We start from the raw sequence: 26,975 nt of genomic DNA, 5'->3' as shown, positions 1-26,975 counted from the left end.
TCATGGCCGGCCCCGCTCGCCGCGCATGGCTTGCAGGCGCGTCTGCACTTCTGGGTCGGCGAAGCAGTCCCTGCTGCTCGCCGGTAGCCGCCTGCGCCAGTTGGGGTGTTCGTCCACGGTGCCGGGAAGATTGGGCTGTTCCAGCTCGCCCGCCAGATCTTCCATCGGCACGAGCAATAGCGGGCAGGGGCTGGAAGAAACGAAGCGCAGTATGTCCGCCAGTGGGGGCTGCGAGGACGGGGCGGAGTAGCCGAGGGCATGCGCCAGCAGGGCACGGTCCATGCCGCGCCCGCGCCGCAGCGAAGCCAGATCGTCATCCGTTCCCAGCAGGTTCAACTTGGCCCGCAGATCAATGTCGCGTTCGGCCCACCAGCCGCGCAACGTGGGCAGGTCATGCGTGGTGGTCATGGCGACAGCCTCGACGGGCCAGGACGCGGCCGGGAGAAATGGCTGGATTGCCTCTGTCGCCGGAGATCCGGACGCCGTTGGCGCCGGGCTTTCGTGCGCCGGCTCTCCCTCCCGCCGCATGAACCACAGCACGTTCATGCCCAGGATGCCGCGATCTCCCAACTCGCGGTTGAACCCCTCTGGCACCGTGCCCAGGTTCTCGCCTATGACGAGCGCCCGGTGGCGCCAGGCTTCCAGGGCGGTCAGCGCCAGCAGTTCCTGTAGCGGGTAACGCAGGTAGGCGCCCGCGCCGGCGGCCAGGCCTTTCGGCACGAGCCACAGGCGCGCCATACCCAGGATGTGGTCGATGCGCAAGCCGCCCGCATGGGACAGGGCCGCTCGCAGCAGGTCGATGAAGGCGGAATATCCGTGGGCGTGCATTGCGCGCGGGGAAAACGCGGTCAGATTCCAGTTCTGCCCCAGTGGATTGTGGATGTCGGGCGGGGCGCCGATGGACAACCCCGGCATCAAGTCAGCCTGCCGGCTCCAGGCGTGGCTGCCGTCCGGGCTATCGCCTACGGCAAGGTCGGCGATCAGCCCGATGCGCATGCCGGCCGCACGCGCCGCGTTCTGGACGCCAGCCAGACTCTCCGCTGCCAACCATTGGGCAAAGCAATGAAATTCGACGTCTTCGGCGTGCTCCTGCGCGAACCGCTCCACGTCGGGCGTGTCGGGATCCCGCAGCCCCGGCTCCCATTGCGACCATGACGCGGAGATTGCATCCCGCGCGACGTGCGCGGCATGCAGGGCTTCGAAGACCGCGTGATCGCGCAATGCCTTGCCGCGCCGCGCGCAGAATGCGGCATAGCGTTGGCGGCAATCCGCGGACCCAGCCTGGCGAAAGCGCTGGTACAGCGCGCGCAGCAGACGCTGGCGCCGCGCGCCCTCGGCGGACCAGTCGATGAGGCTCGTCGGGCGTGTCGCGGCGGCGAGCTCGGCGGGCGCATGTGCCACCGCATCCCCGCCCAGGACCGCGGCCGGATCGGCATAAAGCGTGTTCAAGAATAATCGGCTGGACGGGGCATAAGGGCTGCAGCGCTGCGGCAGCGCCGCGAACATGGCGTGTACCGGGCTGATGGCGAGCGCGTCGGCGCCTTCGGCCGCGGCAGCCGCGGCCAGCTCGCGCACCGCGGCGAAATCGCCGAAGCCTCCGCCCAGCGCGCCGTGCGCGGCATCGCGCCTCAGGCTGTAGACCTGCGCGCACAGCCCCCAGGCGCGCTGCCCGGCGGATCCCGTCAACTGGTCCAGGGTGGGCGCTAGCCTGGGCGCCACGGCAAGCACGGTCTGCCCGGATTCGAAACTCAGCGTGTGATAACCGGGCTCGTCGGGCGCATCCAGGCGGCCGTCCTGGCCAATGATGCCCGCGCGGGCAGCGCCCGATTCGCAGACGAGGCGGTAGGGGCCGCGCGCGGACGGGGGCAGTAACGTGGCTGCGCCTGCCCGCGCCACCAACAGCGGCGGCAGCAAGTTGGCTTGCTCGTGGCTCAGGCGGTGGTCGCTGTCGCGGATGTCTTGGGCATTGGCTGCCGGCAGGCCCATGCCGGCCAGCAACAGACGCAAGGTGTCCGGCGACACGCGTTGCGGGCGCTTGCGTGCGTCGGTCCAGTGTTCGGCGATGCCGGCCTTGCCGGCCAAGGCGGACAAAGCGGCATCGCCGGCTGCGGCGGCGGTCATGCCGGTTCCTCCAGCAGCCACACGGTGCTGTCGCCGCAGACCTCGCCTTGGAACAGCGCATCGCGAGCGCCGGCCACGGACTCGAACAACAGCGCGGCATAGGCTTCCAGCCCCGCCTGCAAAGACTCAGGCAAGGCCAGGCGGTCGGGGCCCAGATTCGTATAGACCGTCAAGCGCGCGCCGCCGGCCAACTCCCACCGCGCGAACACGCCACGCTCGCCGATGGCGCTGGCACCCAGGCTGGTTGCGCCGGGCAGCCTGGGCGCAATCAGGCGCGCGCGCAAATGCAGCAGGATGGCGTAGTCCCGCATCCAGACGTGCGCGTCCGCCGAGCTTGCACGGGGCTTGCTGGCCAGGTAGGTCTCTGGGGCGTTGGGATCGGCCAGCGCAGCCATTGCCGAACCCTGAAACTCGGGAAACCGCGAGAATTCGCGCCGCCGCCCCTCGCGCACCGCCTGTGCCAAGGCCGGGTCGGCATGGCTGGTGAAGTAGTGGAACGGAGTCCGGGCGCCGCGCTCTTCGCCCATGAAGATCAGCGGTATCTGCGGCGCCAGCAATTGCAGCGCCACCGCGGCCCGTAGCCGGGCAGGATTGTCGACCAGGCTGGCCAGGCGCTCGCCGCCGGCGCGGTTTCCCGCCTGATCGTGGTTCTGCAGGAACAGCACAAATGCGGTTGGCGGCAGCCCGGCGCTAGGCTCGCCGCGAACCTGCCCGCCACGATATGGCGAAGGCTGGCCCTGATACAGCCAGCCTTCGGCCAGGCAACGCGCCAAGGCCTGGGCCGGCTGCGCGCTGTAGTCCGCGTAATAGCCGTGAGCCTCGCCCGTCAGGAGGACGTGCAAGGCATGGTGGGCATCATCGTTCCATTGGGCATCGAAATCGCCTTGCAACAGGCTGGCGCGGTTGTCGTCGTTCTCCAGCACGAGGTGCACATAGCGTTCCGCGGGGATGTGCTGCCGCAGGTATTGCGCCAGTTCATGCAGCCATTCATGGCCGGCGATGGCGTGCACGGCGTCCAGACGCAGGCCGTCGAAGCGGTACTCCGTAAGCCAGTACAGCGCGTTTTCCTTGAAGAATTGGCTCACCGCCGGCTGACGAAAATCGATGGCCTCGCCCCAAGGGGTGACGACGTCCTTTCTGAAGAACGGCGCGGCGTAGCGCGGGAGGTAATTGCCGTCCGGGCCGAAATGGTTGTAGACCACGTCCAGCATTACGCCCATTTCCAGGCCGTGGGCCTCGTCGATCAGGCGCTTGAGCTCGTCCGGCGTGCCATAGGCGGTGTCGGGCGCGTAGGGCAGGACGCCGTCATAGCCCCAGTTGCGAGGCCCGGGGAAATCCGCAATGGGCATGAGCTCCAGCAAGGTGACGCCCAGCGCAGCCAATTCGGGCAGCCGCGCGAGCAGGCCCGCGTAGCCGCCTTCCAGGCCCGCATGGGTCTCGTAGAGCACGGCATCTTCCCAGGGGCGTCCGCGCCAGGTTGCATACCGCCACGGGTATGAATCCGGCGCGGTGACGATGCTGTCTCCATGCACGTCGCCATGCTGCAGGCGCGACGCGGGGTCGGGAGCGACGGTCTCATCGTCCAGGCGATAGTGATAGCGCGCCCCGATAGGGCAGTCCACGTCCGCTTGCGTGTAGCCGTCAGGGCCGGGCCGCAAGGGGATGGGGGGATGACCTTCGACCTCGAGGGCAAGGCTGGCGGGTGCGGAGGGCGCCCACAAGCGGAAACGCGTGACGCCGCTATCCAGAGGCATGGCGCCGGACGCATAGGTGTGGCTCATGTCGGATCCCCCGGCACGTGCGCCGCGGCCAGCAGCACCACGCTGCGCGCCGCCACCGTGATCGCCGGCTCTGCCAGGGGCGCGGCCGGCGCCTGCGTGGCGGAGTCCAGCTGGCGGATCCAGGCCAGGGCGGGCGGCGGCACCTGGAACACCACGTCCTCCCCACCCGGATTAAGCATCAACAGAGTCACGTCCAGACTGCCGTCCTCGCGGCAGGCAGCGCGGCGCAAGGCCATGGCATTGTCCTGTTCCGACTCCCAGGCGGCGGCATCGAGTTCGCCGCCCGCCGGGTCGAACCAGGCGATGGCCTTTACCCCGGGCGCCAGCTCCTGGTTGGCATCGCCATAGCGCGCGCCCCGGGTGCTGGGGTGCGCGCGGCGCAGTGCGATCAGGCGCGCGGTATAGCGGCTGAGCTCGCGGCCGGCCTCGTCCTGCGCTTGCGTCCAGTCCAGCCATGACAGGCGATTGTCCTGGCAATAGGCATTGTTGTTGCCTTCCTGGCTGTTGCCGAACTCGTCGCCGGCCAGCAGCATCGGCGTGCCGTCGGACAGGAACACGCACGCAAGCTGCGCCCGTTGCACCAGTTTGCGGGTCTGGAGGATGTCCGGATCTTCCGTCGGGCCTTCGGCGCCCCAGTTGTGGCTGTAGTTCTCGCCATGGCCGTCATTGCCGCCTTCGCCGTTGGCCTCGTTGTGGCTGGCGTCGTAGCTGACGATGTCGGCAAGCGTGAAGCCATCGTGCGAGGCGACGTAGTTGATGCTGCTCCAGGGCCGGCGGTGGCGGCGGTCGAACAGGTCGCGAGATCCGCACAGCCGCGCCGCCATTTCGCCGCGCATGGAGGGGTCGGCGCGCCAGTAGCGCCGGTCCGCGTCGCGGAACTTGTCGTTCCATTCCGCAAACCCTGGCGGATGATTACCCAGCTGATAACCGTCGGGGCCGACGTCCCAGGGCTCGGATATCAGTTTCAGACGGGCCAGGGTAGGGTCCTGCAGCACCGCGTCGAAAAAACCCGAGCCAGGGTCGTAGCCGGTTCCTTCCCGGCCCAGCGTCACGCCCAGGTCAAAGCGGAAACCGTCCACGCCATAGGATTCGGCCCAATAACGCAGCGAATCCGTGACCATCTGCAGGACCCGCGGATGCGACAGATTGACGGTATTGCCACAGCCGGTGTCGTTGATGTAGTAGCGCTCGTCGCCGGGGACCAGGCGATAGTAGCTGGCATTGTCCAGGCCGCGCCACGACAGCGTGGGGCCGAGTTCGTTGCCCTCGCAAGTGTGGTTGTAGACCACGTCCAGGATGACTTCGATGCCTGCGGCGTGCAGCCGGCGTATGGCCTGGCGCAGTTCATTCGGATTGTGCTGGAGGTAGGAGGGTTCAGGGGCGAAGTAGGAGAGGGTGCTATAGCCCCAATAGTTGCGCAGGCCGCGTTCCGTCAGGAAGCGATCCTGCAGGAATGCGTGGACCGGCAACAGCTCCACCGCCGTGACACCCAGCCGCTGCAGATGCTCGATGAAGCGGGGGTCTGCCAGGGCGGAGCAGGTGCCGCGCAAGGGTTGGCGCAGGTCTTCGCGCAGCATGGACGCGCCGCGCACGTGGACCTCGTAGATCACGGTGTCGTTCCACGCCGTGCCCGGCGGCCGGCTATTGCCCCAGGTGAACGGCGCCTCCTCGGCCACGATGGCCTTGGGCATGGCGGGCGCGCTGTCGCGCCGGTCTATGCTGAGGTCCGCGCGCGCGTGTTTCATGCGATAGCCGAACAGCGCATCGCTCCAATGAACCGGCCCGGTCAGTTGCCGCGCATACGGATCCAGCAGCAGCTTGTGGGGATTGAAGCGGTGGCCATTGCGCGGGTCGTGCGGCCCGTGGGCGCGGTAGCCGTACACCAGCCCCGGATGCGCGTCTGGCAGATAGCCATGCCAGATCTCGTCCGTGCATTCCGGCAGGTCGAAGCGGCGCAGTTCCTTTCGGCCCCTGGCGTCGAACAGGCACAGCTCGATACGCGTGGCGTGGGCCGAGAACACTGCGAAGTTCACGCCCAGGCCGTCACTGACCGCGCCCAGGGGATGAGGCTGGCCGCCGCTAATACGCGTAAATTGGGTAGGGTCCATATACGTTCAGCCTTCGTGAAGCAGGAAGAGGGTGGCCAAGGGCGGCAACGTCAGGGACAAGGCCTGGGGCTGGCCATGGGAAGCGCCTTCTCCGGTGCTGGCGCCGCCCTGGTTGCCTTGGCCCGATCCGCCGTAGTGCGCGGCGTCGGTGTTCAGTTTTTCCGTCCAGCGTCCCGCGCGCGGGACGCCGATGCGGTAGTCGTGGCGCGCCACGGGCGTGAAGTTGGCGACGGCAAGCACATGATGGGATCCGTCGCTGCGGATGAAGGCGACCACGCTGTTGTCGCGGTCGTCCAGGATCGTCCAGGCGAAGCCTGCGGGATCAGCATCGCGGGCATGCAAAGCCGGCAGTGTGCGATACAGGCCGTTCAGGTCTGCGACCAGGCGCTGCACGCCCAGGTGGCCGGGATGGTCAAGCAGATTCCAGTCCAGCGGCACATCGTGATTCCATTCGCGGGGCTGGGCCATCTCGCCGCCCATGAACAGTAGCTTCTTGCCTGGATGGGCCCACATGAAGCCCAGATACGCGCGAAGGTTGGCAAGCCGGGCGGCAGCGTCGCCCGGCATCTTGCCCAAGAGCGAGCCTTTGCCGTGCACCACTTCGTCATGCGACAACGGCAGGATGAAGCGCTCGCTGTATGCATACACCATGCTGAAGGTGATGTCGTGATGGTAATGCTTGCGATGCACGGGGTCCTGGGCAAGATAGCGCAGGGTGTCGTGCATCCAGCCCATATTCCATTTGTAGTGAAAACCCAAGCCCCCGTCGGCGACCGGCGCGGTCACGCCCGGCCACGCGGTGGATTCCTCGGCCACCATGATCGCGTCCGGAACTTCCTGGCGCACGGTGGTGTTCAGCGCCTGCAGGAACTGCACCGCCTCCAGGTTCTCGCGGCCGCCGTAACGGTTCGGAATCCATTGGCCTGGCTGGCGGCTGTAATCCCGATACAGCATGGAAGCCACCGCGTCCACCCTCAAACCATCCACGTGGAAGCGGCGCAGCCAATGCAGCGCGCTGGCGATCATGAAGGCCTGCACTTCCGTGCGCCCCAGGTTGTAGACCATGGTGTGCCAGTCCGGATGGTAGCCTTCGCGCGGATCCTCATACTCGTACAGCGCGGTACCGTCGAAGCGGACGAGCCCGTGGGCATCGTCGGGGAAATGCGCGGGCACCCAGTCCAGGATGACGCCGATGCCGGCCCGGTGGCACTGGTCTACGAAGCGGGCGAAGGCGGCGGGCGGGCCGTAGCGGGCCGCCGGCGCGAACATGCCCAAGGGTTGGTAGCCCCAGGAGCCGCCGAACGGATGCTCCATGACCGGCAGCAGTTCCACATGGCTGAAACCCATGGCGCGGGCGTAGGCCGGCAGCTTGTCGGCCAGCCGGTCCCACACGCAGGCGCGGGACTCGGGCTCCTCCGGAAGCCAGGAACCCGCGTGCACTTCGTAGATGGACAGCGGCGCATCCGTAGACTGCCTGGCTTCACGGGCCGCCATCCAGCCCTGGTCTTCCCAGGGGTAGTCCGCGGGGTCGTCCACCACCGACGCCGTGGCTGGCGGCGCTTCGCTGCGCCGCGCCATGGGATCGGCCTTCAGCCGTTGATTGCCCGCGCGATCCGTGATGGCGAATTTGTAGCGCTCGCCGGCCTGCACGCCGGGGATGAATATTTCCCACACGCCCGCGGCGTGCCGCAGCCGCATGCCGTGCCGGCGGCTGTCCCAGCCGTTGAAATCCCCTACGACAGCGACACGTTGGGCGTTGGGCGCCCATACCGCGCAGCGCAGGCCGGCCACGCCGTCGACTTGCGTCAGTTGCGCGCCAAGGGCATCGCCCGCCGCTCGCCATGAGCCTTGCGCCAGCTGGGCCAGCGTCTCTTCCGGAAGCAGGGTGCCGAACGCAAAGGGATCGGCGGTAATCTGCTCGGCGCCGGGCCATCGGATCGAGAGTCGGTAAGAGCTTCCGTCGCCCGCACGCGCGTACGGCACGCGCCCCAGGAACAGGCCGTGGTCCTGCTCATGCAGCGCGGTGCGCCGACCCTCGGCATCCATTGCATCGACCCCCTGCGCGCCTGGCGCGTATACCCGAAGCGTTCCTTCATGCGGCCCCAGGATGGCGTAGGGGTCGCCATGCAGGCCGCAAGCCAGCGCGGCCAGTTCGGTGGGGTCGACGGCGCCGGAGGCGACAGCGGCGGACGTATCCTGGCTCATGATGGCGTGTCCTCATCGTCCAGCGCTGCCGTGAGCAGCAGGTTGCGCGCGAGCTCCGCCAGGGCGCAGAGCGGGATAGAAATCCAGTCGGGGCGGTGCGCGGCCTCGTAGCTCACTTCATAGGCGGCTTTCTCCAGTTGGGCGAGCGCCAGCAGCACGTCTTCATCTCCGGGCGGAATCAGCGCCGAGGTGCGAGCATCGCGGTAGCCCTGCAGGAAAGACTGGGAGGCGCTCTGGCGGAAACGCGACAACAGCGCGTCGCGCAGTTCGGCGGGACTGACGGCCGTTCCGGGCGCGTCGCCAGCGCCGGCGTTGGCGTCCGTGGGCGCGCCACCCAGGGAGTCGGCGCGGGCGACGGAGGCGGCGGCATAGTCAAACGAACGCAGCATGCCCGCAACGTCTTTGTAGGGCGAGGCCAATGCGCGGCGCGCCTGGACGCTATTGACGGGCTCGCCTTCGAAGTCGATGAGATAGGCGTCGGCCTGCGCGACCAACACTTGCCCAAGATGAAAGTCGCCATGCACCCGCAGGCACAAGGCTCCGGGTTCGGCTTGCGCCATGGCCGCCACGCGCGCCGCCAGCCGCTCGCGGTGTTCGAAATACCATTCAGCGCAGGCCCGCGAAGGCGCTTCCAGCTTGCCGAGATGCGCCCGCAGGTCCTTCTCCGCCCGTTCCAGCAGGCCCTGGATATGGCGCGTGCGCGCGTCGGCGTCCGCCTGGCTGGCGGGCCGTGGCTGGAAGTCGGGCTCGTCGGTGGGCTGCGCCAGCAGGTTGTGCATTTGCGCCAGACGCTCGCCCATGGTGGCGGCCATGGCCGCGTAGCCCTGCAGATCCTGGACAAATTCGTCCGGGCTCTGATTCACGAGCACGGCATTGTCCAGCGTGCGTTTCAGAAGATCGAGCGTCCAACTCCATGCGTCGCCTTCGTTGGCGACATAGCGGTGCGCCACGGCCAGCGTGTGGACCACGCCATCGGCATCTTCGCGTTGCACCTCGCCCAGTAACGCTGGCATGTTTGCGTAACCCGCGCGCGTCAGATAGCGGGTCATTTCGACCTCGGGCGAGCGGCCGGGCCTGACGGCGCGGATCAGCTTCAGTATGACCTGGCCATCGACGATGACCGAACTGTTGGATTGTTCGGCCGAGAGCCATTGCAGCTCGCCGTCCGGTGCGATCTCCATGGCGGCCAGACCTTCCTCGGGCAGGAAACGTATGACCCCGGGCTTGTCTCCGGGTTTGCCGCCGCTGCGGCCGTCGACCTCGCGGCCCGTTTGCAGGGCGTTGACCACGCCGCGCACGAACCCGGGTTGCAGGAAGGCGTCGGCCAGAATGCCGACCTCCGCTCCGCGGCGGACCCGGGCAATCGCGTATTGCACGGTGGCGGTCTCGTCCCACACCAGCACGAAGGGCGCCTGCGCGCGCAATCCATCGATGCCGTCCTCCGGCTCGATTTCGGCCCAGTAGTACTCACCATCGGCCGAGGTAAACGGAGTGGCATAGGCCAGGCGTGCCCGGGCCGGAGGCTCCTTGCCCGGATACCAGCGCTGGCGCGCCAGGTATTGGGGCAATACCTCGCGTTCCAGGGCGGAGCGGGAGGCATCGGTCAGCGCAGCGCCACCTTGGGCGCGCAATACCAATGTGGTCAATTCCGGCATCTGGGCCGGAGCGGTCGCATGCCAGTCGGGCGGAGCCGCTACGTTGCTCAGGTCCAGCCAATAGAATGCATAGGGCGGCAGGGTGAGCAGATACGGCAGTTCACCCACCGCCGGAAACGGTGTTCCGCCCAGCATTTCCACCGGCACGCGGCCGTTGAATTCCTGCAGCTGCAGTTCTACCGGTTGCGCAGCGTTGGACAGGTTGGCCACGCACAGGATGGTCGTTTCTTGCCATTGCCGCAGGTAGGCGAGAATCTTGCGGTTGCCGGCAAAAATGAACCTCAGCGCGCCGCGTCCAAAAGCATGGCTTTGGCGCCGCTGCGCCAGGAGCCGGCGCGTCCAGTTAAGCAGCGAATGCGGATCGCGCTGTTGCGCTTCAACGTTCACGGCTTCGTAGCCGTACAGGGGGCCCATGAGCACAGGCAAGGGCAGTTGTTCCGGATCCGCGCGCGAGAAGCCGCCATTGCGGTCCGGCGACCACTGCATCGGCGTGCGCACGCCGTCGCGATCGCCCAGGTGCACGTTATCGCCCATGCCCAGTTCATCGCCGTAATAGAGTACGGGCGTGCCGGGCATGGACAACAGCAGGCTGTTCATCAGCTCCACCCGGCGCCGGTCGCGTTCGAGCAGCGGCGCCAGTCGGCGCCGGATGCCCAGGTTGATACGGGCGCGCGGATCCGCGGCGTAGACGTTCCACAGATAATCGCGTTCGCGGCTGGTGACCATTTCCAGCGTCAATTCATCGTGGTTGCGCAGGAATATGGCCCATTGGCAAGAGGCGGGAATATCCGGCGTCTGGCGCATGATGTCGATAATGGGAAAGCGGTCTTCCTGCGCGATCGCCATGTACATGCGCGGCATGAGCGGAAAGTGGAATGACATATGGCATTCGTCTCCCGCGCCGAAGTACTCCTGCGCATCCTCCGGCCATTGATTGGCCTCGGCCAGCAATAGCCGATTGGGATACTCGGCGTCGATCACGGCGCGGATCCGCTTGAGCACCTGGTGTGTCTCCGGCAGGTTCTCGTTGTTGGTGCCTTCGCGTTCGACGAGGTAGGGCACCGCGTCCAGGCGCAGCCCGTCCACACCCATGTCCAGCCAATAGCGCATCACGGCCAGCACTTCCTTCAGCACCTGCGGGTTGTCGTAGTTCAGATCGGGCTGGTGGGAATAGAAGCGGTGCCAGAAATACGCGCCGGCCTCGGGATCCCAGGTCCAGTTCGACTTTTCGGTATCGCAGAAAATGACGCGCGTGCCGGCATAAGCCTTGTCGTTGTCCGACCAGACATAGAAGTTGCGCGCCGCGGAGCCGGGCCTGGACGCGCGGGCGCGGCGAAACCACGGGTGCTGGTCCGAGGTATGGTTGACCACCAGCTCGGTAATGACGCGCAGGCCGCGGGCGTGGGCCGCCCGTATCAGTTTGCGCACGTCCGCCACGGTGCCATAGTCCGGGTGCACGCCACGGTAGTCGGCGATGTCATAGCCGTCGTCGCGGCGCGGCGACGGATAGAAGGGCAATAGCCAGATCGTGTTGACGCCCAGGCTCGCGATGTAGTCGAGCTTGGCGATCAGGCCGGGCAGGTCGCCCACGCCGTCGCCGTTTGAATCGAAGAAGGACTTGACGTGCAGTTGATAGATGACTGCGTCCTTGTACCAGAGGTCGTCGTCCTGGATGGGCTGGGTTTCACTGATCATGGCAATGGGCGTGGGGCGTCATCCATGTAGCGACAGGCGCCACACGCGATAGGGTTGATCGGGATGCAGCGTGAGCTCGCGGATCTGGCCCTGCCAGGGCTCGCTGCGTTCGGCCAGCAGGTCTTCGGCGACCAGCCGCCCTGTGTCGGCCTGGCCGAAGAGCCAGAACGGCGCTTCGATGCGCGCCGTCTGCGGCTGGAAAGGATCCAGGCTGATGGCTGCAAGAATGAAATTGCCGCGGCCGGGCGTGGACTTGCAGAATGCCAGCACACGGTCGTTACCGCTGCGGACCGCGCTCAGGCCCCGGTGGCTCTGCAAGGCTGGGTTGGTGCGCCGGATCTGGTTCAAGCGGGTGATTTCCGATCGGATATTGCCCGGCGCAAACCAGTCGCGCTGACGCAATTCGTACTTCTCGGAGTCCAGGTATTCCTCTTTGCCGGGCAGAGCGGCCGCCTCGCACAGTTCGAAGCCGCTGTACATGCCCCACAGGCCTGACCCCAAGGCGGCCAGGGCCGCGCGGATCAGAAAGCCCGGCCTGCCGGAAGTCTGCAGAAAATAGGGATTGATATCCGGCGTGTTGACAAAGAAATGAGGCCGGAAGAAATCTGCCGCGGGCGGCGTGGATACTTCCTCGAGGTACGCTTCGAGTTCCGCCTTGTCGTTGCGCCAGGTGAAGTAGGTATAGGACTGGGTAAAACCGATCTTCGCCAGCCGGTACATCATCTTGGGGCGGGTGAAGGCTTCGGACAGGAAGATCACGTCCGGATGCTGGGCATGGACCTCCGCAATCAGCCACTGCCAGAACGGCAGGGGCTTGGTATGGGGATTGTCGACCCGAAAGGTGCGCACGCCATGCTGCACCCAGAACAACACGACGTCCCGTAGCGCGCGCCACAGGGTGAGCTTGCGGGCGCGGCGCGCGGCGGCGCCGTAGAAGGCGACGTTAACGATGTCCTGATATTTCTTGGGTGGATTCTCGGCATAGCGCAGGGAGCCGTCGGGCCGCCAGGAGAACCAATCGGGATGGCGTTGCAGCCAGGGGTGGTCCGGTGAGCACTGGATCGCGAAATCCAGGGCGACTTCCATGCCGTAGCCGCGCGCGGCTTCCACCAGCCGGAGAAAGCCGTCCAGTCCGCCCAGCAGGGGTTCGATCGCGTCGTGCCCGCCTTCGGCACCGCCAATGGCATACGGGCTGCCGACATCGTCCGGCTCCGCCCGCAAGCTGTTGTTGCGTCCCTTGCGGTTGCGCAACCCGATGGGGTGGATGGGCGGCAGATAGAGCACGTCGAATCCCATCTCGCGCACATCGGGCAGCCGCGCGATGACGTCGTCGAAGGTGCCGTGCTGGCCAGGCTGCGGCGATTGCGAGCGGGGAAAAAGCTCATACCAGCTGGCATGGCAGGCCTGGCGCCGATCCACCCAGATCGGATAGGGGGCAGGGCTGACGTACTCGAACGGACGGTCGTCCAGCTCGCGCATGGTGTGCGCGAGTTCCTCGTCGAGCAGGGCAGCGATCTGCTGCGGCGTGGGCGGGCCGGATTCGGCGTCGTTTCCCTTGTTGAATTGCTGCAAGACATTGCGCACCGTCATGGCCCCGGGGTGCGAGGCGGTACGCGCTCGCGCCAGCGCCGCCCGCAACATCAGCAAGCCTTCCTGGACTTCCAGCCGCAGGTCCACCTGGGCCTGGTGCTTCACGTCCAGGTCGTGGCGGAATGTCTGCCAGGCATCCAGCCAGGCGTTGATGACGAACTCATGCGCGCCGATGCGGCGAGGACGGAACGACGCCTCCCAGCGGTCGTTCACGCCCCGTTCGAAGGGCACGGCGCGCCAGGAGTTTTCATCCGCCGCGCGCCAACGCAGCTCGGCGGCAAGCTGTTCGTGGCCGTCCATGTAAATATCAGCGCGTACCGTAATACGTTCGTGCGGAATGCACTTGACGGGAAAAGCGCCGTTATCCACCGCGGGGCCGACCTGTTCGACGACAATGCGCTGGCTGGCCCCGCCGTCCATGCGGCGCGCGACGGGTCTCGCGACCTCGCGCACGGGATGCGTGGGTTCGAACAGGAACATGGCGCATCCCGCCGGCGGGATGGCATCGGCTGGGGCCAGCAAGCCGGCCGGCACGCCCTCGGGCAGAAATTCGGCGGGGGGCAGCAGCGGGGCCAGGGCATCCCAGTCCACGCGCGCCTCGTCCGCGTCAGAGGGGTTGAGCGCCAGGACCGCGGTGCCGACTGCACATTCGCGCAGCAACATGGTGCAATGGCCGTCACGTCCGCCTGCCAGGCGCAGTGGCCCGCGCAAGCCTGCCTGCGCGAACCAATGGTTGGCTGCATCGATGTCGGGCAGCCGGCTCTCATCGCTGTCGTCGAACATCAGGCCATCCGCGCACAAGGCCGCCGCCCATACGCCGCGCTTGTCCGACGCAAGGTGCGGGACATGCGGCGCGGTGCGCGGAGGCGAGGCGATCACGGGCGCCGTTGCGCGCAGCCGCGCGTCTTCCTCCGCCAACCATCCGGACTTGAAGTCCCACCATGGCAATGACGAGAACAGGGCGTCGAATCCCGCGCCGCGCAAGGCCGTCAACGATTCCGGCGTGAGGCCCGGGGCCCAGGCTATCAGTTGCGCGGCCGGGCGGCCTCGCCGCGCCGCCGCGGCAAGCGCCTGCCATGCCGCAGAGGGCAGGCATTGTGGCGACTGAAAGGCGAAGCCCGCGGCGCCGTGCGCCGCCCAGCGCTGCAGCCGGTTGGCCCAAGCGTCGACAAATGCAGGCGGGGGGTCGCCGTGCCGCAAGTGCAGCACCTCGCGCGCTTCGGCGTTCATGCGAGGATCGCGCGCGGGATCTTCGGCCGCCGGTTGATACCAGCCGGGACCTATCGTGTCCGCGACGGCGTCAATGGCGCACCGGTCCAGCGCCAGATCCAGATATAGGGTCAGCCCGTGCTCGGCAAGCTGACCCGAGACAGACCGAAGCCAATCCGTCATAGGGACTCGCTCGCCGGCGAGCAACGCCCGATCCGCATCCAGGGGCGCGAAAGAGGCGCCACCCGGCGCCACCAGCCAAGGCGCAGGCACTAGCACTGCGTTGAAGCCGCGCCGGTGCAGGCGCGCGTAGAGCTCCGGCCCCAGGTCGCCGGCCGGGGCGGATGCCTTGCCGGCGGCCCCGCCATGGGCATGATAGAGGCGCAAGGGAGCGTGAGGCTGGGCGGCTTGGGCTGGGGGCACCGGCGATTCCTCCTGTAGGCTTGCCTAGACGGCGGGCGCGGGTAGGGGGCCGCCTGAGCGGTGACCCGCGCGCAGGGCGCCGGCGCCAGCCGGCACGTCCACCAGGGCCGGGGCCCGGGTCCGGCGGCCGGGGTCAATCAGCGACCGGTAGAGATCCGCGTAAGGTCCCACGGCCGACCGCCAGCTGAAATCCGCGCTCATGGCATTGCGCTGCATGGTTCGCCAGAGCATCGCGTCCCCACGCAGGGCCAGGGCGCGGGAGATCGCGGCGCCCATGGCCGCGGGGTCGTCGCCGTCGAATAGCAGCCCATTGGCGCCGGCCATTGCGGACAGCGGTGCGCGCGGGCCCGGATCATCGATCGTGTCGGCCATGCCGCCCACGCGGGATCCTATGGGAATCGATCCGTAGCGCATGGCATAGAGCGGCGTCAGGCCGAAGGGCTCGAAGCGGCTGCCGTGCAAAAGGATGTCGGAGCCCGCGTGCAGCCGGTGCGCCACCGCCTCGTCATAGCCGATGCGGGTGGCGCACCGGCCTGGATAGCGCGCGCTAAGCGCCTTCAGCGCATCCTCCAGCCGGCGGTCGCCTTGGCCCAGGATCGCAATTTGCAGATCGGGGTGCCTTTCCAGCGCTTCGGGCAGGGCCTGCACTGCAACGTCGGCCATTTTCTGTTCCGTCAACCGGCTTCCCATGGCCATGAGTGGGGCGTCGGCCTCCTCATGCAAACCGAATTCCCGTTGCAGGGCCGCCTTGCAGCGCGCCTTGCGGCTCAGGTCGCGCGCCGAGTACCGCAGGGATCCGAGGTGGGGATCGCGGACCGGATTCCACAGCAGATTGTCGATGCCGTTGGGTATCGGCACCAGATCGGCGGCACGCCGCCGCAACAGGCCTTCGAGACCGCAACCGAAAGCGGGGGTGAGGATTTCCCGGGCATAGGTATGGCTGACGGTCGTGATGCGATCGGCGTAGCGGATCCCCGCCTTGAGGAAATTCAAGCGTCCCCACGCGCAGGCGCCCTCGTCATTGCAGTAGCGTTCGGGTATACCCAGGGAGGCTGCGCATTCCAGCGGGAACTGTCCCTGGAACGCCAGGTTGTGGATGGTCATGATGCTTTTGACGTCGCGCAGCCCGTACTCCCGCAACAGCAGCGGCACCAGCCCCGCGTGCCAATCATGCACGTGCAGGAGATTGGGGCGCGCAACACCGGGAAGGCCGCCGGCCACGCGCACCGCGGCATGGGCCAGCGCCGCATAGCGCACCGCATTGTCCGCATGTTCGCAGCTGTTTTCGTCCAGGTAGATGCCGGGCCTGTCATAGAGCGCGTCGTTTTCCAGCAGCAGAAAGTCCAGTCCGGACTGGGGACAATGCCCAGCGAGAAGCTGGGCTTCGCCTCCTGGCAGGTTGTGCAACGGCGCAACCACCCGGACGCCCTCAAGGCGCTGCCGCACGCCGCGGTAGGCGGGAAGCAGCACTAACAATGGCAGGCCCGCTTCGCGCAGCGCGCGCGCCATGCCCGTGATCGCATCGCCCAGCCCACCTGTCTTGGCCAGGGGAAATGCTTCACCTGCCACTACCAGGGTTCGAATCTTCGCCATGCCAACTCCCTATATGGGGCAGATCGTCAAGCGCGTCCGCCGTAGCGCATTCCTCCGCAAGCGCCGTGCCCGCTCCGGAGGCACCGCAGGCGCGCTGCGGGCGGGAATGCCATTTGCTGATTACGGCGTTCTGCGAATTGCGGGCGTACGTAGGGAGAATCGGATGAAAACAGTGGCGGACTTTGTGCTGGAGCGGCTATCCCAATGGGGAGTCAGGAGGATCTATGGCTATCCCGGGGACGGCATCAATGGCCTGATTGGCGCGTTCGGGCGCACCGAGGAGCCATTGACGTTCATCCAGGCCCGGCACGAAGAAGCGGCCGCATTCATGGCGTGCGCCCATGCCAAGTTCACGGGGCAGGCGGGCGTTTGCCTGGCGACCTCAGGCCCTGGCGCCATCCACCTGCTGAATGGCCTGTACGACGCCAAGCTCGATCATCAACCGGTGGTCGCCCTGGTTGGCCAACAGGCGCGCAGCGCCCTGGGCGGCGACTATCAGCAAGAGGTTGATCTGATCAGCCTCTTCAAGGACGTGGCGCATGATTACGTGCAGATGGCCACCACCGCGGAGCAGGCGCGCCACATGATCGACCGCGCCATGCGTATCGCCATGGAGCGCCGCAGTGTGACCTGCGTCATTTTTCCAAACGATGTGCAGGATTTGCCGGCGGTGGAAAAGCCCGCCCGGGAACATGGCAATGTTCCCACGGGCATCGGCGTGACATCGCATGCCGGGGTGCCCGGCGAAGCCGCGCTACGCAATGCCGCCGACATACTTAACCAGGGCGAACGCGTGGCCATGCTGGTCGGGGCCGGCGCGCTTGACGCCGGCCCCGAGCTGCGCGAAACCGCCGAACGATTGGGCGCAGGCGTAGCCAAGGCGCTGCTGGGCAAGGCGGTCCTGCCTGACAGCCTGCCGTACGTCACCGGTTGTATCGGCTTGCTGGGGACGCAGCCCAGCTGGGACATGATGAACGAGTGCGACACCTTGCTGATGGTAGGCACGTCGTTTCCCTATTCGGAGTTCCTGCCGCCAGAGGGGCAGGCCAGGGCTGTGCAGATCGACCGCGATGGCCGCAAGCTCAGCCTGCGCTATCCCGTCGAGCTAGGCCTGGTCGGCGACAGCCGGCTGACCCTACAGGCCCTGATTCCCTTGCTGCAGGCCAAGACCGCGCGCCGCTGGCGCGAACGCATCGAGGGCAAGGTCGCGAAGTGGCACGAAACCGTCACGGCACGCGCCATGGTGGACGCGCGGCCGCTGAATCCGCAGCGCCCCTTCCTGGAGTTGTCGCGACGGTTGCCGCCGCGTGCCATTCTTACCTGCGATTCCGGGTCCGCCGCAAACTGGTATGCGCGCGACATTGCCATGCGTGAAGGAATGATGGGCTCGGTGTCGGGCGGACTGGCCACCATGGGCTGCGGGGTGCCTTATGCGCTCGCCGCCAAGTTAGCCCATCCCGACAGGCCCGTCATTGCGCTGGTCGGCGACGGCGCCATGCAGATGCTGGGCATGAATGAACTGATCACCATCGCCCATCGCTGGAAAGACTGGTCCAACCCGACTCTGGTCGTCATGGTGCTGAACAACGGAGACCTCAACCTGGTCACGTGGGAGCAGCGCGTCATGGGCGGCGATCCCCGCTTTGCGGCTTCGCAATGGCTGCCGGACTTCTCCTACGCGGAATACGGCCGCTTGCTCGGCCTGGAAGGCATACGCGTGGACAGCGCGGATAAGGTCGGAGACGCCTGGGACCAGGCCCTGGCCGCGACACGCCCGGTGGTGCTGGAAATGGTGACCGACCCCGAGATGCCGCCCTTGCCCCCACATATCCCGCTCAAGCAGGTAGGGGCGTATTTCCAGGCGTTGCGCAAGGAAGAGGCCGCCGCAGGCGGCGCCGCCCTGCGCGCGACCCTCAAGCAATGGTGGGCGGGCTGACCCCGCGACCGCGGCGGTCCGCCCGCGCCGAATGCACATTTCTCCAGGAGCACGTCACATGACCAAGACCACGCCTCCGACACCTGCCCAGCCTGGGGCGGACAAGCCATCGAGCCCGGAGCAGCACCCGGCGGAGCAGCCCAGGCCCGATCCTGCCGGGCAGGAAAAGGACCAGCACGGCCGCTGGCCGCCAGACAGCCTGCCCAATCCCATGCCCGGACTGGATCCGCAACAAACCCCCGGCATAGACAGGCTCGACGCGCCGCAGCTTGCGGCCGTTCCGAGCACCCGTTTTTTTCACCAGGAGCATCTATGAACAAGCACCACGGACTTCGAGACATGTTTCAACCGGCCGACAACTCCACCCGCACGATGCGCGAGCTGATCTCGGGAACGGAGGCGCTGCTGCGCAGCACCGCAAGCTATGGAGGATCCGAGATCGAGGCAGCGCGCGATACGCTCAAGCAACAACTGGAGGCAGCGCGCGAACACGCAAAGGGCTGGGAACGAGCAGCCTGGGAGCGCGCCCGGCATGCGTCGCATGCCGCGGACGAATACGTGCATGAGAACGCATGGAAAAGCCTGGCTGGCGCCGCCCTGATCGGAGTGCTCGCGGGCGTGTGCCTCATGTCCGACCATTGGCGCCGTTGAGCGCCTAATCCTTTTTGCCCATTGATGATATCGGGCGTTTCCAGGACCATGCACGGATTGTGCCGCACCTCGGGAATCCACGATGAGCCTCAACCCAGCCGCGCCCCGCCGCAAGTCGGCGTGGGGCAGTGCACTGGCGGTCCTGACCCTGATCGCGGCCGTGGCCGTCGTGCTGGCCTTTGCCGCCTTGCGGATCGCCGAGCAGCGCATTGAGAACATGCTGGGCCCGCGGGGCCAGGTTGGCCACGTCGAGGTGGGGTACTCACAGGTAATACTGCGGGACGTGACCATATCCGGCGGCACCGGCCAGGCCGGCGCCCGGGCCCGACACGTGGTCCTGGAGCCGGAATGGTCCGCTTTTCTTCGCCATGAGGCAGTCTTCAAGACGGTGACTATCGAAGGCTTTGACTTCACGGTGGTACGCAAGACGAATGGCGACATGGACATCGCGCCAGCGCTGCAGTCCTCGTTGCGAGCGGGCGAGGGCGGCGATGGCCAGGCCCGACGTCACACGCCGATCCGCATCGCTGAGCTGATCCTGCGCGACGGCCGCCTGGATTTCGAGGACGCCGCGGTGTCCCGGCCCGCGCACCGGATTCCGTTCTCAGGCGTGCAGGCGCGCCTGCGTCCCCTGACCATTCCCGGCGACGGCTCGCGCAGCGACATGGAGTTCGAAGGAAAAATCGAAGGCAACCGCAATGGCGCGGCCACGGTGCGCGCGCAAGGCTGGCTAGTGGTGGGCGGCACGGACGCCGACATCAAGGTCGCCGTGCGCAACATGGATATCCAGCACGCCGCGCCCTATCTGGCGGACAATGGCGCCTCCTCGCTGGCCGCGGGCGCCATGGATCTGGACATGCGTACCGCCATTGCCAAGCGCCAGCTTCAGGCCACGGGTACGGTGGCGCTGCGAGGATTGCGGTTCAGCGGGAACGGCGACCTGTTTTCCCTGCCGCGCAAGGCGGTCTTGGCGGCGCTCAAGGACCAGAGCGGCACGCTGCGCTTCGAGTTCGCCCTGGCAGGCGACCTGGACAACCCCAAGTTTTCCGTTACCCGCGGCTTTACCGCTCAGGTTGCGCGGGGGTTCGGTCATGCGATCGGGGTCGGCGCGGAAGGGGCGGCGGAGGGCGTCACCGGCGCGGTAAAGGAACTGGGAAATGCCTTGTCGGACCTGCTGACGCCTAAGCCTTGAAGGACTCGCGCGCGCTCTTGGGAGGATCTCCATCCCTGGGCCGGCCGGCTGGCAAGCGCTTGCGTCGCAGCTTGAACTCCATGACTGCAAAGGCGACCAGTGCGAGGAACAGCGGCCCAAAGGCGTAAAGCGCCCGATAGGCGAGCGCGGCGCCCAATACTTCCGCGGCCGGAATCCCGGGAGCCAACGTGGCCACGAAGATCGCCTCCGTGGTGCCCAAGCCGCCCGGCACCCGGATGATCAGCGCGGCAAAGCTGGCGCACAGCAGGATGCCCAGCACGGCGGGATAGCTGGCCTTGCCCTGCAGCAGCAGGTAGATGATGGCGCCCATGATGGCCCAGGACAGCACGGCAACGGCACTTTGCGCCACTGCCATCATCCCCCTTGGCAACACGGCGCGCTGCCCCATCCAGGTCCAGGAGCGCCGCCTGGCCCGCGCGCATATGGCCACGTAGCCGGCCGCCAGCAACAGCAGCGCCGCGCCCAGCGCGCGCAGCAGATTCGAGCCGATCGCCCAGCCTTGAGGCACGGGCACGGCGCCCGAGGCAAACAGAATCCCGGCGATCCACGCATAGCCTATCCAGTTGGTCACCGCCGAGAACAAGGCCACGCGCGTCGCCACCGACTTGCGGCAGCCCAGGCGAGCGTAGAGCCGCAGGCGCGCGCCCAGGCCGCCGAGCAGCACGCCCAGGCTGAGATTCAGGGCATAGCTCATCATCGCTACCCCCAGGACCTTGGGCCACGGCAGGGAATGGCCGGTGTAGCGCTTGCTCAACAGATCCATCCCGCCATAGACGAGGTACCCCGCCACGACCAGGGCGGCCGCCTCCGCAATGGTGCCTTGCGGAATCTTGCGCATGGCGATCCACACCTGCGGCCAGTCTATCGAGCGGCCCAGGTAATACAGCAATGCCGCCACCAGGACCAGCACCAGCGCGGGCAGGGCGCGCTTGAGCCGGGGCCAGCGATGCCGCCATGCGCGTGTCAGCGTGGAACGGAAGACTCTCATGCCGACTCCCGTTGCGGTTCTATCGGGATGGATTTCAAACGCGGCTTATGGGCGGGCAGGCTGCCGGCCCAGGCGGGAAAGCGCCTCAGAAAGTGGAACACCACCACGCCGATCCACAGGCGCCGCAAACGCCGCGACGATCCCGCTGGCAGCTCGATGCGCCGGCAGTCCTGCTCTATCAGCCGATCCAGGCTGCCGCGCAGCGCGGCGTTCAGCCCGGCGTCGCGCGCCACGACGTTGGCCTCCAGATTCAGCGCCAGGCTGAGCGGATCCAGGTTGCTGGAGCCTATCGTGCTCCAGTCGCGGTCCACGCAAGCCACCTTTCCGTGCAGCGGCCGCTTGCAGTATTCATATATTTCCACGCCCGCATCGATCAGGTAGTCGTACAGCATCGTGGCGGCCAGGCGCGCGACCAGCACATCAGGTTCGCCCTGCAGCAGCAGCCGCACGCGCACGCCGCGGCGGGCGGCGTTGGCCAGGTCATGCAGCAGTTGGTACCCGGGAAAGAAGTAGGCATTGGCGATCAGCACGTCCTCGCGCGCGGCACGCACGCCGGCCCGGTAAAAGCGCTCGATATCGGTCTGGTGTTCGATGTTGTCGCGAACCACCAGGCGGCCGCCGCCATCACCCGAGGGCATCGGATCCAGGTAGGCGGGCCGCCGACGCCCGCGTGTCCGTGCGCCACCGGCAAGCGCTGCGCGAGCGAAATCCGCGATGTCGGTTGCCAGCGGTCCTTCCAGCCGCACGGCATAGTCCTGCTTGGCCTCCGGGCCATAGTCGGGCAAGTGGTCGGCCGAAAAATTGATGCCGCCGACGAAGGCGATCCGGCCGTCCACCGCCACGATCTTGCGGTGCATGCGCCTGAACACATTCGTGCGCACGCCCAGGAAGCGTGGACGGGGGTCGAACACGTGCACGCGGACACCGCTTTCGGTCATGGCGCCGACGAAGTCTTCGCTCAGTTCGTCCGAGCCATAGCCGTCCACCGTCAGGTCCACGCTGACGCCGCGGCGCGCGGCCGCGATCAAGGCGCGCTGGAACTCCTGGCCCACGGCATCCTCGAAGAGGATGAACGTTTCCACCAGCACCTCGCTGCGCGCCGCCTCGACCGCTTCCAGCACCGCCGGGAAGTAGTCGGTGCCATTCTCCAGCAGCGTGTACTGGTTGTGCTCGCGCCAACGCAAGTTCATAGGGCGATCTCCGCGCAGATAGGCACGTGGTCGGACAGCCGCGACCAGACCCGCGAAGCCAGCGGCACCGGCTGCCAGTCGCGCACGCTGCGCACGTAGATGCGGTCCAGCCGCAGCAAAGGCCAGCGTGCGGGAAAAGTGCGGGCAGGGCGGCCCAGGCGCGACGTGTAGACCTCGCGCGTGCCGCAGTCGCCCATCAGGGCGTCGGCCCGCAGGCGCCAATCGTTGAAGTCACCGGCGATCAGCAGCGGCTCGTCGGCGGGCACGCCGTGGGCGACCAGTTCGCACAAGCGGCGCAACTGCTGGCCCCGATGGCCTTCCAGCAGGCCCAGGTGCACGCATATCGCATGGACGGGGGTGGGCAGCGACGGCACCCTGAGTACGCAATGCAGCAGACCCCGTCCCTCGTGTCCGTGGACGGTCACATCATGGTTCTCGTGGCGTTCGATGGGATACCTCGACAGAAGGGCATTGCCATGGTGTCCCGCCGGGTAGACCGCATTGCGCCCATAGGCGAAATCCGTCCACAGCGAATCCGCCAGAAACTCATACTGCGAGGAGGCGGGCCAGGCACTGTGCCGCTCCGCGTGTCCCTGGTGTTCACCCAGCACTTCCTGCAAAAACACGATGTCGGGACTCGCCGTTCTCAACGCCTCGCGCAGCTCATGCAGCATGAAGCGCCGGTTAAAGCTGGTGAAGCCCTTGTGCGTATTGACGGTGAGCACAGTCACCGTCGTGGCGTCGATATAGTGCGTAGAGGACATGGACGCTCCGGATGGGTCGATCCGCACTGCGGAGCAATCCCCGTTCCCGAAACGTAAAGAGAGGTAACCACGATGGTGCCTAAACACCGATCGGCACAAACCGAATGAGCAAATGAGAAATGCGCAGTTCCCAGAGAGGCCGCCCCGGCCTACGATCCACAGCTTCTTCCTGGTGAACGACTCATGACCGAATTGCTGCGCATCCAGAACCTGACCGTGGACCTGCCGCCAGGCGCCGACCGGCCGCATGCGTTGAAGGATCTGTCGCTGACCCTCGATGCAGGCGAAATCGTTTGCGTCGTCGGAGAAAGCGGCTCAGGCAAGTCGCTGACCGCGGGCGCAATCCTCGGCCTGCTGCCTCAGGACGTGCGCGCAAGCGCCGGCCAGATACTGTGGGAGGGGCAGGACCTGCTACGGCTGCCGCCCGACGCGCTGCGCAAGCTTCGCGGCAAACGCATCGGCATGATCTTCCAGGAACCGATGACTGCCCTTAATCCGCTGCGCACCATCGGCGACCAGATTGCTGAAGTGTTCCGCACCCATACAAGCTTGCCGCGCAAGGAAGTCCGGCGCCGCACGCTGGATTTGCTGGAATCCGTGCGCTTGCCGGACCCGGCGCGGGCGATGGACGCGTACCCGCACGAGCTGTCTGGTGGACAACGACAGCGCGCCATGATTGCCATGGCGCTGGCTTTGGAGCCGGCGCTGCTCATCGCGGACGAACCCACCACCGCGCTGGACGTAACGACCCAGGCGCAAATCCTGCACCTGATCCACGATCTGCAGCGCCGCAAGGGCACGGCCGTGCTTTTCATCACCCACGACTTCGGCGTGGTCGCCGAGATCGCGGACCGTGTGGCCGTGATGCAACGCGGTGAACTGGTGGAAAGCGGGGCGGCGGAACAGGTGCTGGAACACCCGCGGCATCCGTACACGCGTGCGTTGATCGCGGCGGTGCCGCCATTGGCGCCGCGCGCCGCCTCCAGCGCCGAAGTCGCCCGGCAAGACGAAGCGCCGGCCATCCTGCGCGCGCAGGGCGTATCCAAGACATATCGCAAACGTGGATGGTTCGGCCGTCCCGGCCATGAAACGCGCGCGCTGGATGACGTGACGCTGACATTGAAGGAGGGGGGCACGCTGGGCATCGTAGGCGAAAGCGGCTCGGGCAAGTCCACGCTCGCGCGCGCCTTGCTGGGGCTGGCGCCACCGGATGCGGGCGGCATCGCTTTGGCTGGCGAACCGCTGGCGCTGAATGGCGCTGCGGCGCGGCGCGAGCATGCGCGGCGGGTGCAGATGGTGTTCCAGGACCCCTATGGCTCGTTGAATCCGCGCCAGCGCGTGGGAGAAATCGTGGCTCGCGGCCCGATCGTGCACGGCACCCCCCGGCGCGAGGCGCTGGCGCGGGCCCGGGAACTGTTTGAATTGGTGGGGTTGTCGCCCGACGCCGTGCGACGCTATCCGCACGAGTTTTCGGGCGGCCAGCGTCAGCGGGTGGGACTGGCAAGGGCGCTGGCCATGCGGCCGCGCGTGCTGATCGCGGACGAGCCGGTGTCGGCGCTGGATGTGTCGGTACAGGCGCAGGTGTTGGCGTTACTGGCACGGCTGCGCGAACAATTGGGGCTGTCCATTCTCTTCATCACCCATGACTTGCGCGTCGCTGCGCAGGTCTGCGATGACATCGCGGTCATGCAGAACGGAAGGGTGGTGGAAGCGGGCGCTTGCGCCCAGGTGTTCGGGCGGCCCTCGCACCCCTACACGCAGGCTTTGCTGGCCGCCGTGCCGGGACGCCGCTGGGACCCGGCCACGGTAGCCTTGCGCCAAGCTGCCTAATTTCCTGCGCTGACGGACCGCGAACGCTACACCGTGCGGGCCGCCCAGAACGCCGTGCGCACGGCGGGCGAAGCTGCAATGCTGGCGGTGACCCGGTCCAGGTCCAGTTCGTCCACCGACGCTTCGCTGAGTGCAGCCTCGATCTCCACCTCGTTCTCGCCGAATTGGTCGATCTTCAATTCGGATAGCGGCAATTGCTCGGTTTCCAGCACGTCTTCCAGCACGGTCATGGCCGCCTGGCGCTGGTCCACGTTTGCGATGACATGTATCACGGTCGTCACTTCAGTGGTCTGGGAATCCACCGGCTGGCGGTTGACGTAGCTGACCACCGGACGCAGCAAGGTATTTGCGGCAAGCACAAACGCCGTGGCGGCGATGGCTTCCAGGATCAGCGATGCGCCTGCGCACGCCCCGATGGCGGCCGAGCCCCACAACGTGGCGGCGGTGTTCAGGCCGCGTATGCTGCCGCCTTCGCGCATGATGGCGCCCGCGCCCAGGAATCCCACGCCCGAAACCACATAGGAAATAACGCGCGAACCGCCGTCGGCGCCGCCCACCCGGAACGCCAGGTCCACGAAAATGGCGGCGCCCACCGCCACCAGCACATTGGTGCGCAAGCCCGCCGTGCGTTGGCGAAACTGGCGCTCGAAGCCCACCACCGAACCCAGGATGAAGGCGGTCAGCAGGCTGACCAAGGTGTTGGCAAGCGTAAGGAGTTGGATGTTTTCGAAGTTCTTCATTTTCTGCTCGATGCTTCAGCACGTATGAAAAGGGTGCGCGGCCGCTCAGGGCAGGCGCCAGATCGAACGCAGGACCAACAGCAGCCCCGCCAGCCAGATCAACGCCAGCGCCACGACGCGCGCAATCATCAAGGTTTTGTACGGATCTTTCATGACAGCCTCCCGGCAACCGCCCTGGACCGGGCCGGCTTCAGGCCGGCAGTACGGCAATGGCCGCACCCGACTCGCATTCCCAGTGCACGCGGCGCACATAGGGGCTCTGCCCGAGACGTAGCGCGATTGCGCCCAGCAGGTTGCGCAGGTGGGGCGGGCAGTGCAGCGTGACGACAGTCGACGCCAGCTGGTCCGGTTCGGCGCGTGAGATCCGCACGGCCAGTACGCGCAGATCCAGGTCGCGCAGTTCGTAATAGAGTTGCTTACGCAATGCGTTGAGCGTGTCGCCCACGCTGACGATGGTGAATTGATAGACCGGCGCGGTGGCGGTCGGAGTGGCCTGGGTTGCGCGGGTCCGGTCCAGGAATGGCAGGAATTGCTTGATACGCATGGTCGTCTCCTAAGCGGGGGAGTACGGTGGAAAGTCCACATGCATGCGCCGCCACGCCGTGCGCACGCGCGCCACGGGGCGCGACGCGTCGCGTCGGCAAGCAGTAGGGGATTGGGCTGGGGCGGTCCCGCGCGATACGGGACCGTAGAGCCGGTTCCTGGCTTCAGGCAGGACCGGCGCGGACTATTTCCGCGGATCCTGCGTCAAGCGGCGCTTGCAGTCGTGTATTGACTACATCCGTCGTTGTCCACATTGATCTCGGGTGAGTTGAAAGTGCCGGGAGTATATCGCCGACCTAGGGTAAACACCAGGAAAATCCCGCATGAGCAGGAGCGGGCACCGCTGCGGGAGTGGGGGTGGCCCGGATGCGCGCCCAAGGGTATTCAGGTAGTATTCAGTTTCCCGTAAGAAAGAGAGCAGGGCGAACGCTCCCCCCATGCGCTGCACAGGCAGCCCAGAGCGGTTCGCCATTTATGACTGAAGACCCACCCCCTAGCAGGGCGCCGCAAGCAAGCCGGCGCCCGACGCCCCATCTTTCCGCCACGGCTCGGGCGCACAGCCCCCACGCCGACTCCCTGCACGCCGCTGCGGCCACGCCGCGTCTGGGCGGCCGCGCTCCGCCGCCAGCCCCGGGGCCTGTTCATGCCCGTTCCAAGCCTCTGGCGCGCACCTGCGGCGCGCTCTTCTTGATCCCGTCCGGCGCCCCTAGGCGCGCGGCCCCGATTTGCATGGAATATCG

At 66.9% G+C, this 26,975-nt stretch carries 17 protein-coding genes; 5 read left to right on the top strand and 12 right to left on the bottom strand.

What is annotated here, in order from left to right:
- The 7 genes from malQ to glgA are packed head-to-tail and all read right to left on the bottom strand — an operon-like array spanning window position 1 to window position 16,380.
- A complete protein-coding gene (gene malQ, locus VCS63_RS14420) occupies window positions 1-2,121 on the bottom strand; it encodes a 4-alpha-glucanotransferase (protein ID WP_323880157.1) in 2,121 nt (706 codons plus the stop codon).
- Window positions 2,118-3,902 carry a malto-oligosyltrehalose trehalohydrolase gene (treZ, locus tag VCS63_RS14415; protein WP_323880156.1) on the bottom strand — a complete coding sequence of 595 codons (1,785 nt, stop codon included), beginning with the start codon at window positions 3,900-3,902 and terminating at the stop codon, window positions 2,118-2,120. The genes malQ and treZ overlap by 4 nt, the downstream gene beginning before the upstream one ends.
- On the bottom strand, window positions 3,899-6,010 hold the full coding sequence (gene glgX, locus VCS63_RS14410; RefSeq protein ID WP_323880155.1) for a glycogen debranching protein GlgX: 2,112 nt from the start codon (window positions 6,008-6,010) through the stop codon (window positions 3,899-3,901). Before glgX ends, treZ begins: the two co-directional genes overlap by 4 nt.
- A gap of 6 nt (window positions 6,011-6,016) precedes the next feature.
- Entirely contained in the window at window positions 6,017-8,215 is a 2,199-nt protein-coding gene (gene glgB / locus VCS63_RS14405; RefSeq protein WP_323880154.1) for a 1,4-alpha-glucan branching protein GlgB, read from the bottom strand.
- Window positions 8,212-11,565: a maltose alpha-D-glucosyltransferase gene (gene treS, locus VCS63_RS14400; RefSeq protein WP_323880152.1), complete on the bottom strand. Its 3,354-nt coding sequence runs from the start codon at window positions 11,563-11,565 to the stop codon at window positions 8,212-8,214. Before treS ends, glgB begins: the two co-directional genes overlap by 4 nt.
- 18 nt (window positions 11,566-11,583) lie before the next feature.
- Window positions 11,584-14,787 carry an alpha-1,4-glucan--maltose-1-phosphate maltosyltransferase gene (locus tag VCS63_RS14395; protein ID WP_323880151.1) on the bottom strand — a complete coding sequence of 1,068 codons (3,204 nt, stop codon included), beginning with the start codon at window positions 14,785-14,787 and terminating at the stop codon, window positions 11,584-11,586.
- A 24-nt stretch (window positions 14,788-14,811) separates the two neighbouring features.
- A complete protein-coding gene (gene glgA, locus VCS63_RS14390; RefSeq protein WP_063962636.1) occupies window positions 14,812-16,380 on the bottom strand; it encodes a glycogen synthase GlgA in 1,569 nt (522 codons plus the stop codon).
- A gap of 163 nt (window positions 16,381-16,543) precedes the next feature.
- Here glgA and VCS63_RS14385 point away from each other — a divergent pair, with 163 nt between their 5' ends.
- The 4 genes from VCS63_RS14385 to VCS63_RS14370 all read left to right on the top strand — a co-directional run bounded on the left by VCS63_RS14385 (window position 16,544) and on the right by VCS63_RS14370 (window position 20,159).
- Window positions 16,544-18,316, top strand: coding sequence for a thiamine pyrophosphate-requiring protein (locus tag VCS63_RS14385; RefSeq protein WP_323880149.1), 1,773 nt, complete (start codon window positions 16,544-16,546; stop codon window positions 18,314-18,316).
- Between the two features lie 58 nt (window positions 18,317-18,374).
- Window positions 18,375-18,632: a hypothetical protein gene (locus tag VCS63_RS14380; RefSeq protein ID WP_042793603.1), complete on the top strand. Its 258-nt coding sequence runs from the start codon at window positions 18,375-18,377 to the stop codon at window positions 18,630-18,632.
- The gene (locus VCS63_RS14375; protein ID WP_042793602.1) at window positions 18,629-18,967 is read left to right on the top strand and encodes a DUF883 family protein; all 339 of its coding nucleotides are present in this window, start codon (window positions 18,629-18,631) and stop codon (window positions 18,965-18,967) included. Before VCS63_RS14380 ends, VCS63_RS14375 begins: the two co-directional genes overlap by 4 nt.
- Window positions 18,968-19,049: 82 nt before the next feature.
- On the top strand, window positions 19,050-20,159 hold the full coding sequence (locus VCS63_RS14370) for a DUF748 domain-containing protein (RefSeq protein ID WP_112965581.1): 1,110 nt from the start codon (window positions 19,050-19,052) through the stop codon (window positions 20,157-20,159).
- Here VCS63_RS14370 and VCS63_RS14365 read toward each other — a convergent pair.
- From VCS63_RS14365 to VCS63_RS14355, 3 genes are read right to left on the bottom strand one after another with little or no spacing between them, the layout of a single operon-like run.
- Window positions 20,149-21,168, bottom strand: coding sequence for a lysylphosphatidylglycerol synthase transmembrane domain-containing protein (locus VCS63_RS14365; RefSeq protein WP_323880147.1), 1,020 nt, complete (start codon window positions 21,166-21,168; stop codon window positions 20,149-20,151). The two genes, VCS63_RS14370 and VCS63_RS14365, sit on opposite strands and share 11 nt — an antisense overlap.
- Window positions 21,165-22,358 carry a cardiolipin synthase ClsB gene (clsB, locus tag VCS63_RS14360; protein ID WP_063640610.1) on the bottom strand — a complete coding sequence of 398 codons (1,194 nt, stop codon included), beginning with the start codon at window positions 22,356-22,358 and terminating at the stop codon, window positions 21,165-21,167. Before clsB ends, VCS63_RS14365 begins: the two co-directional genes overlap by 4 nt.
- Complete coding sequence (locus tag VCS63_RS14355; RefSeq protein ID WP_042793599.1) at window positions 22,355-23,122, bottom strand: endonuclease/exonuclease/phosphatase family protein; 768 nt, start codon at window positions 23,120-23,122, stop codon at window positions 22,355-22,357. Before VCS63_RS14355 ends, clsB begins: the two co-directional genes overlap by 4 nt.
- A 183-nt stretch (window positions 23,123-23,305) precedes the next feature.
- Between VCS63_RS14355 and VCS63_RS14350 the strand changes: the two genes are divergently transcribed.
- The gene (locus VCS63_RS14350; RefSeq protein WP_323880145.1) at window positions 23,306-24,952 is read left to right on the top strand and encodes an ABC transporter ATP-binding protein; all 1,647 of its coding nucleotides are present in this window, start codon (window positions 23,306-23,308) and stop codon (window positions 24,950-24,952) included.
- A 26-nt stretch (window positions 24,953-24,978) separates the two neighbouring features.
- Here VCS63_RS14350 and VCS63_RS14345 read toward each other — a convergent pair whose 3' ends face one another.
- Window positions 24,979-25,692 carry an MgtC/SapB family protein gene (locus VCS63_RS14345; protein ID WP_104653499.1) on the bottom strand — a complete coding sequence of 238 codons (714 nt, stop codon included), beginning with the start codon at window positions 25,690-25,692 and terminating at the stop codon, window positions 24,979-24,981.
- 190 nt (window positions 25,693-25,882) lie between these two features.
- Window positions 25,883-26,236 (bottom strand): hypothetical protein, encoded by a 354-nt coding sequence (locus VCS63_RS14340; RefSeq protein WP_323880143.1) that lies wholly within the window; start codon window positions 26,234-26,236, stop codon window positions 25,883-25,885.
- Window positions 26,237-26,975 lie beyond the last annotated feature (739 nt).

Source organism: Achromobacter sp. D10 (genome assembly GCF_035282245.1).
Classification (GTDB): domain Bacteria; phylum Pseudomonadota; class Gammaproteobacteria; order Burkholderiales; family Burkholderiaceae_B; genus Achromobacter; species Achromobacter insolitus.
Note: the sequence above shows the minus strand (reverse complement) of the source record. Positions and strands in the feature narration are given on the sequence as shown.

Excerpts from the sequence above, each read along its gene's own strand:
- malQ (WP_323880157.1), bottom strand. The coding sequence starts at position 2,121 with ATGACCGCCGCCGCAGCCGGCGATGCCGCTTTGTCCGCCTTGGCCGGC.
- treZ (WP_323880156.1), bottom strand. The coding sequence starts at position 3,902 with ATGAGCCACACCTATGCGTCCGGCGCCATGCCTCTGGATAGCGGCGTC.
- glgX (WP_323880155.1), bottom strand. The coding sequence starts at position 6,010 with ATGGACCCTACCCAATTTACGCGTATTAGCGGCGGCCAGCCTCATCCC.
- glgB (WP_323880154.1), bottom strand. The coding sequence starts at position 8,215 with ATGAGCCAGGATACGTCCGCCGCTGTCGCCTCCGGCGCCGTCGACCCC.
- treS (WP_323880152.1), bottom strand. The coding sequence starts at position 11,565 with ATGATCAGTGAAACCCAGCCCATCCAGGACGACGACCTCTGGTACAAG.
- glgA (WP_063962636.1), bottom strand. The coding sequence starts at position 16,380 with ATGGCGAAGATTCGAACCCTGGTAGTGGCAGGTGAAGCATTTCCCCTG.
- VCS63_RS14385 (WP_323880149.1), top strand. The coding sequence starts at position 16,544 with ATGAAAACAGTGGCGGACTTTGTGCTGGAGCGGCTATCCCAATGGGGA.
- VCS63_RS14380 (WP_042793603.1), top strand. The coding sequence starts at position 18,375 with ATGACCAAGACCACGCCTCCGACACCTGCCCAGCCTGGGGCGGACAAG.
- VCS63_RS14375 (WP_042793602.1), top strand. The coding sequence starts at position 18,629 with ATGAACAAGCACCACGGACTTCGAGACATGTTTCAACCGGCCGACAAC.
- VCS63_RS14370 (WP_112965581.1), top strand. The coding sequence starts at position 19,050 with ATGAGCCTCAACCCAGCCGCGCCCCGCCGCAAGTCGGCGTGGGGCAGT.
- VCS63_RS14365 (WP_323880147.1), bottom strand. The coding sequence starts at position 21,168 with ATGAGAGTCTTCCGTTCCACGCTGACACGCGCATGGCGGCATCGCTGG.
- clsB (WP_063640610.1), bottom strand. The coding sequence starts at position 22,358 with ATGAACTTGCGTTGGCGCGAGCACAACCAGTACACGCTGCTGGAGAAT.
- VCS63_RS14355 (WP_042793599.1), bottom strand. The coding sequence starts at position 23,122 with ATGTCCTCTACGCACTATATCGACGCCACGACGGTGACTGTGCTCACC.
- VCS63_RS14350 (WP_323880145.1), top strand. The coding sequence starts at position 23,306 with ATGACCGAATTGCTGCGCATCCAGAACCTGACCGTGGACCTGCCGCCA.
- VCS63_RS14345 (WP_104653499.1), bottom strand. The coding sequence starts at position 25,692 with ATGAAGAACTTCGAAAACATCCAACTCCTTACGCTTGCCAACACCTTG.
- VCS63_RS14340 (WP_323880143.1), bottom strand. The coding sequence starts at position 26,236 with ATGCGTATCAAGCAATTCCTGCCATTCCTGGACCGGACCCGCGCAACC.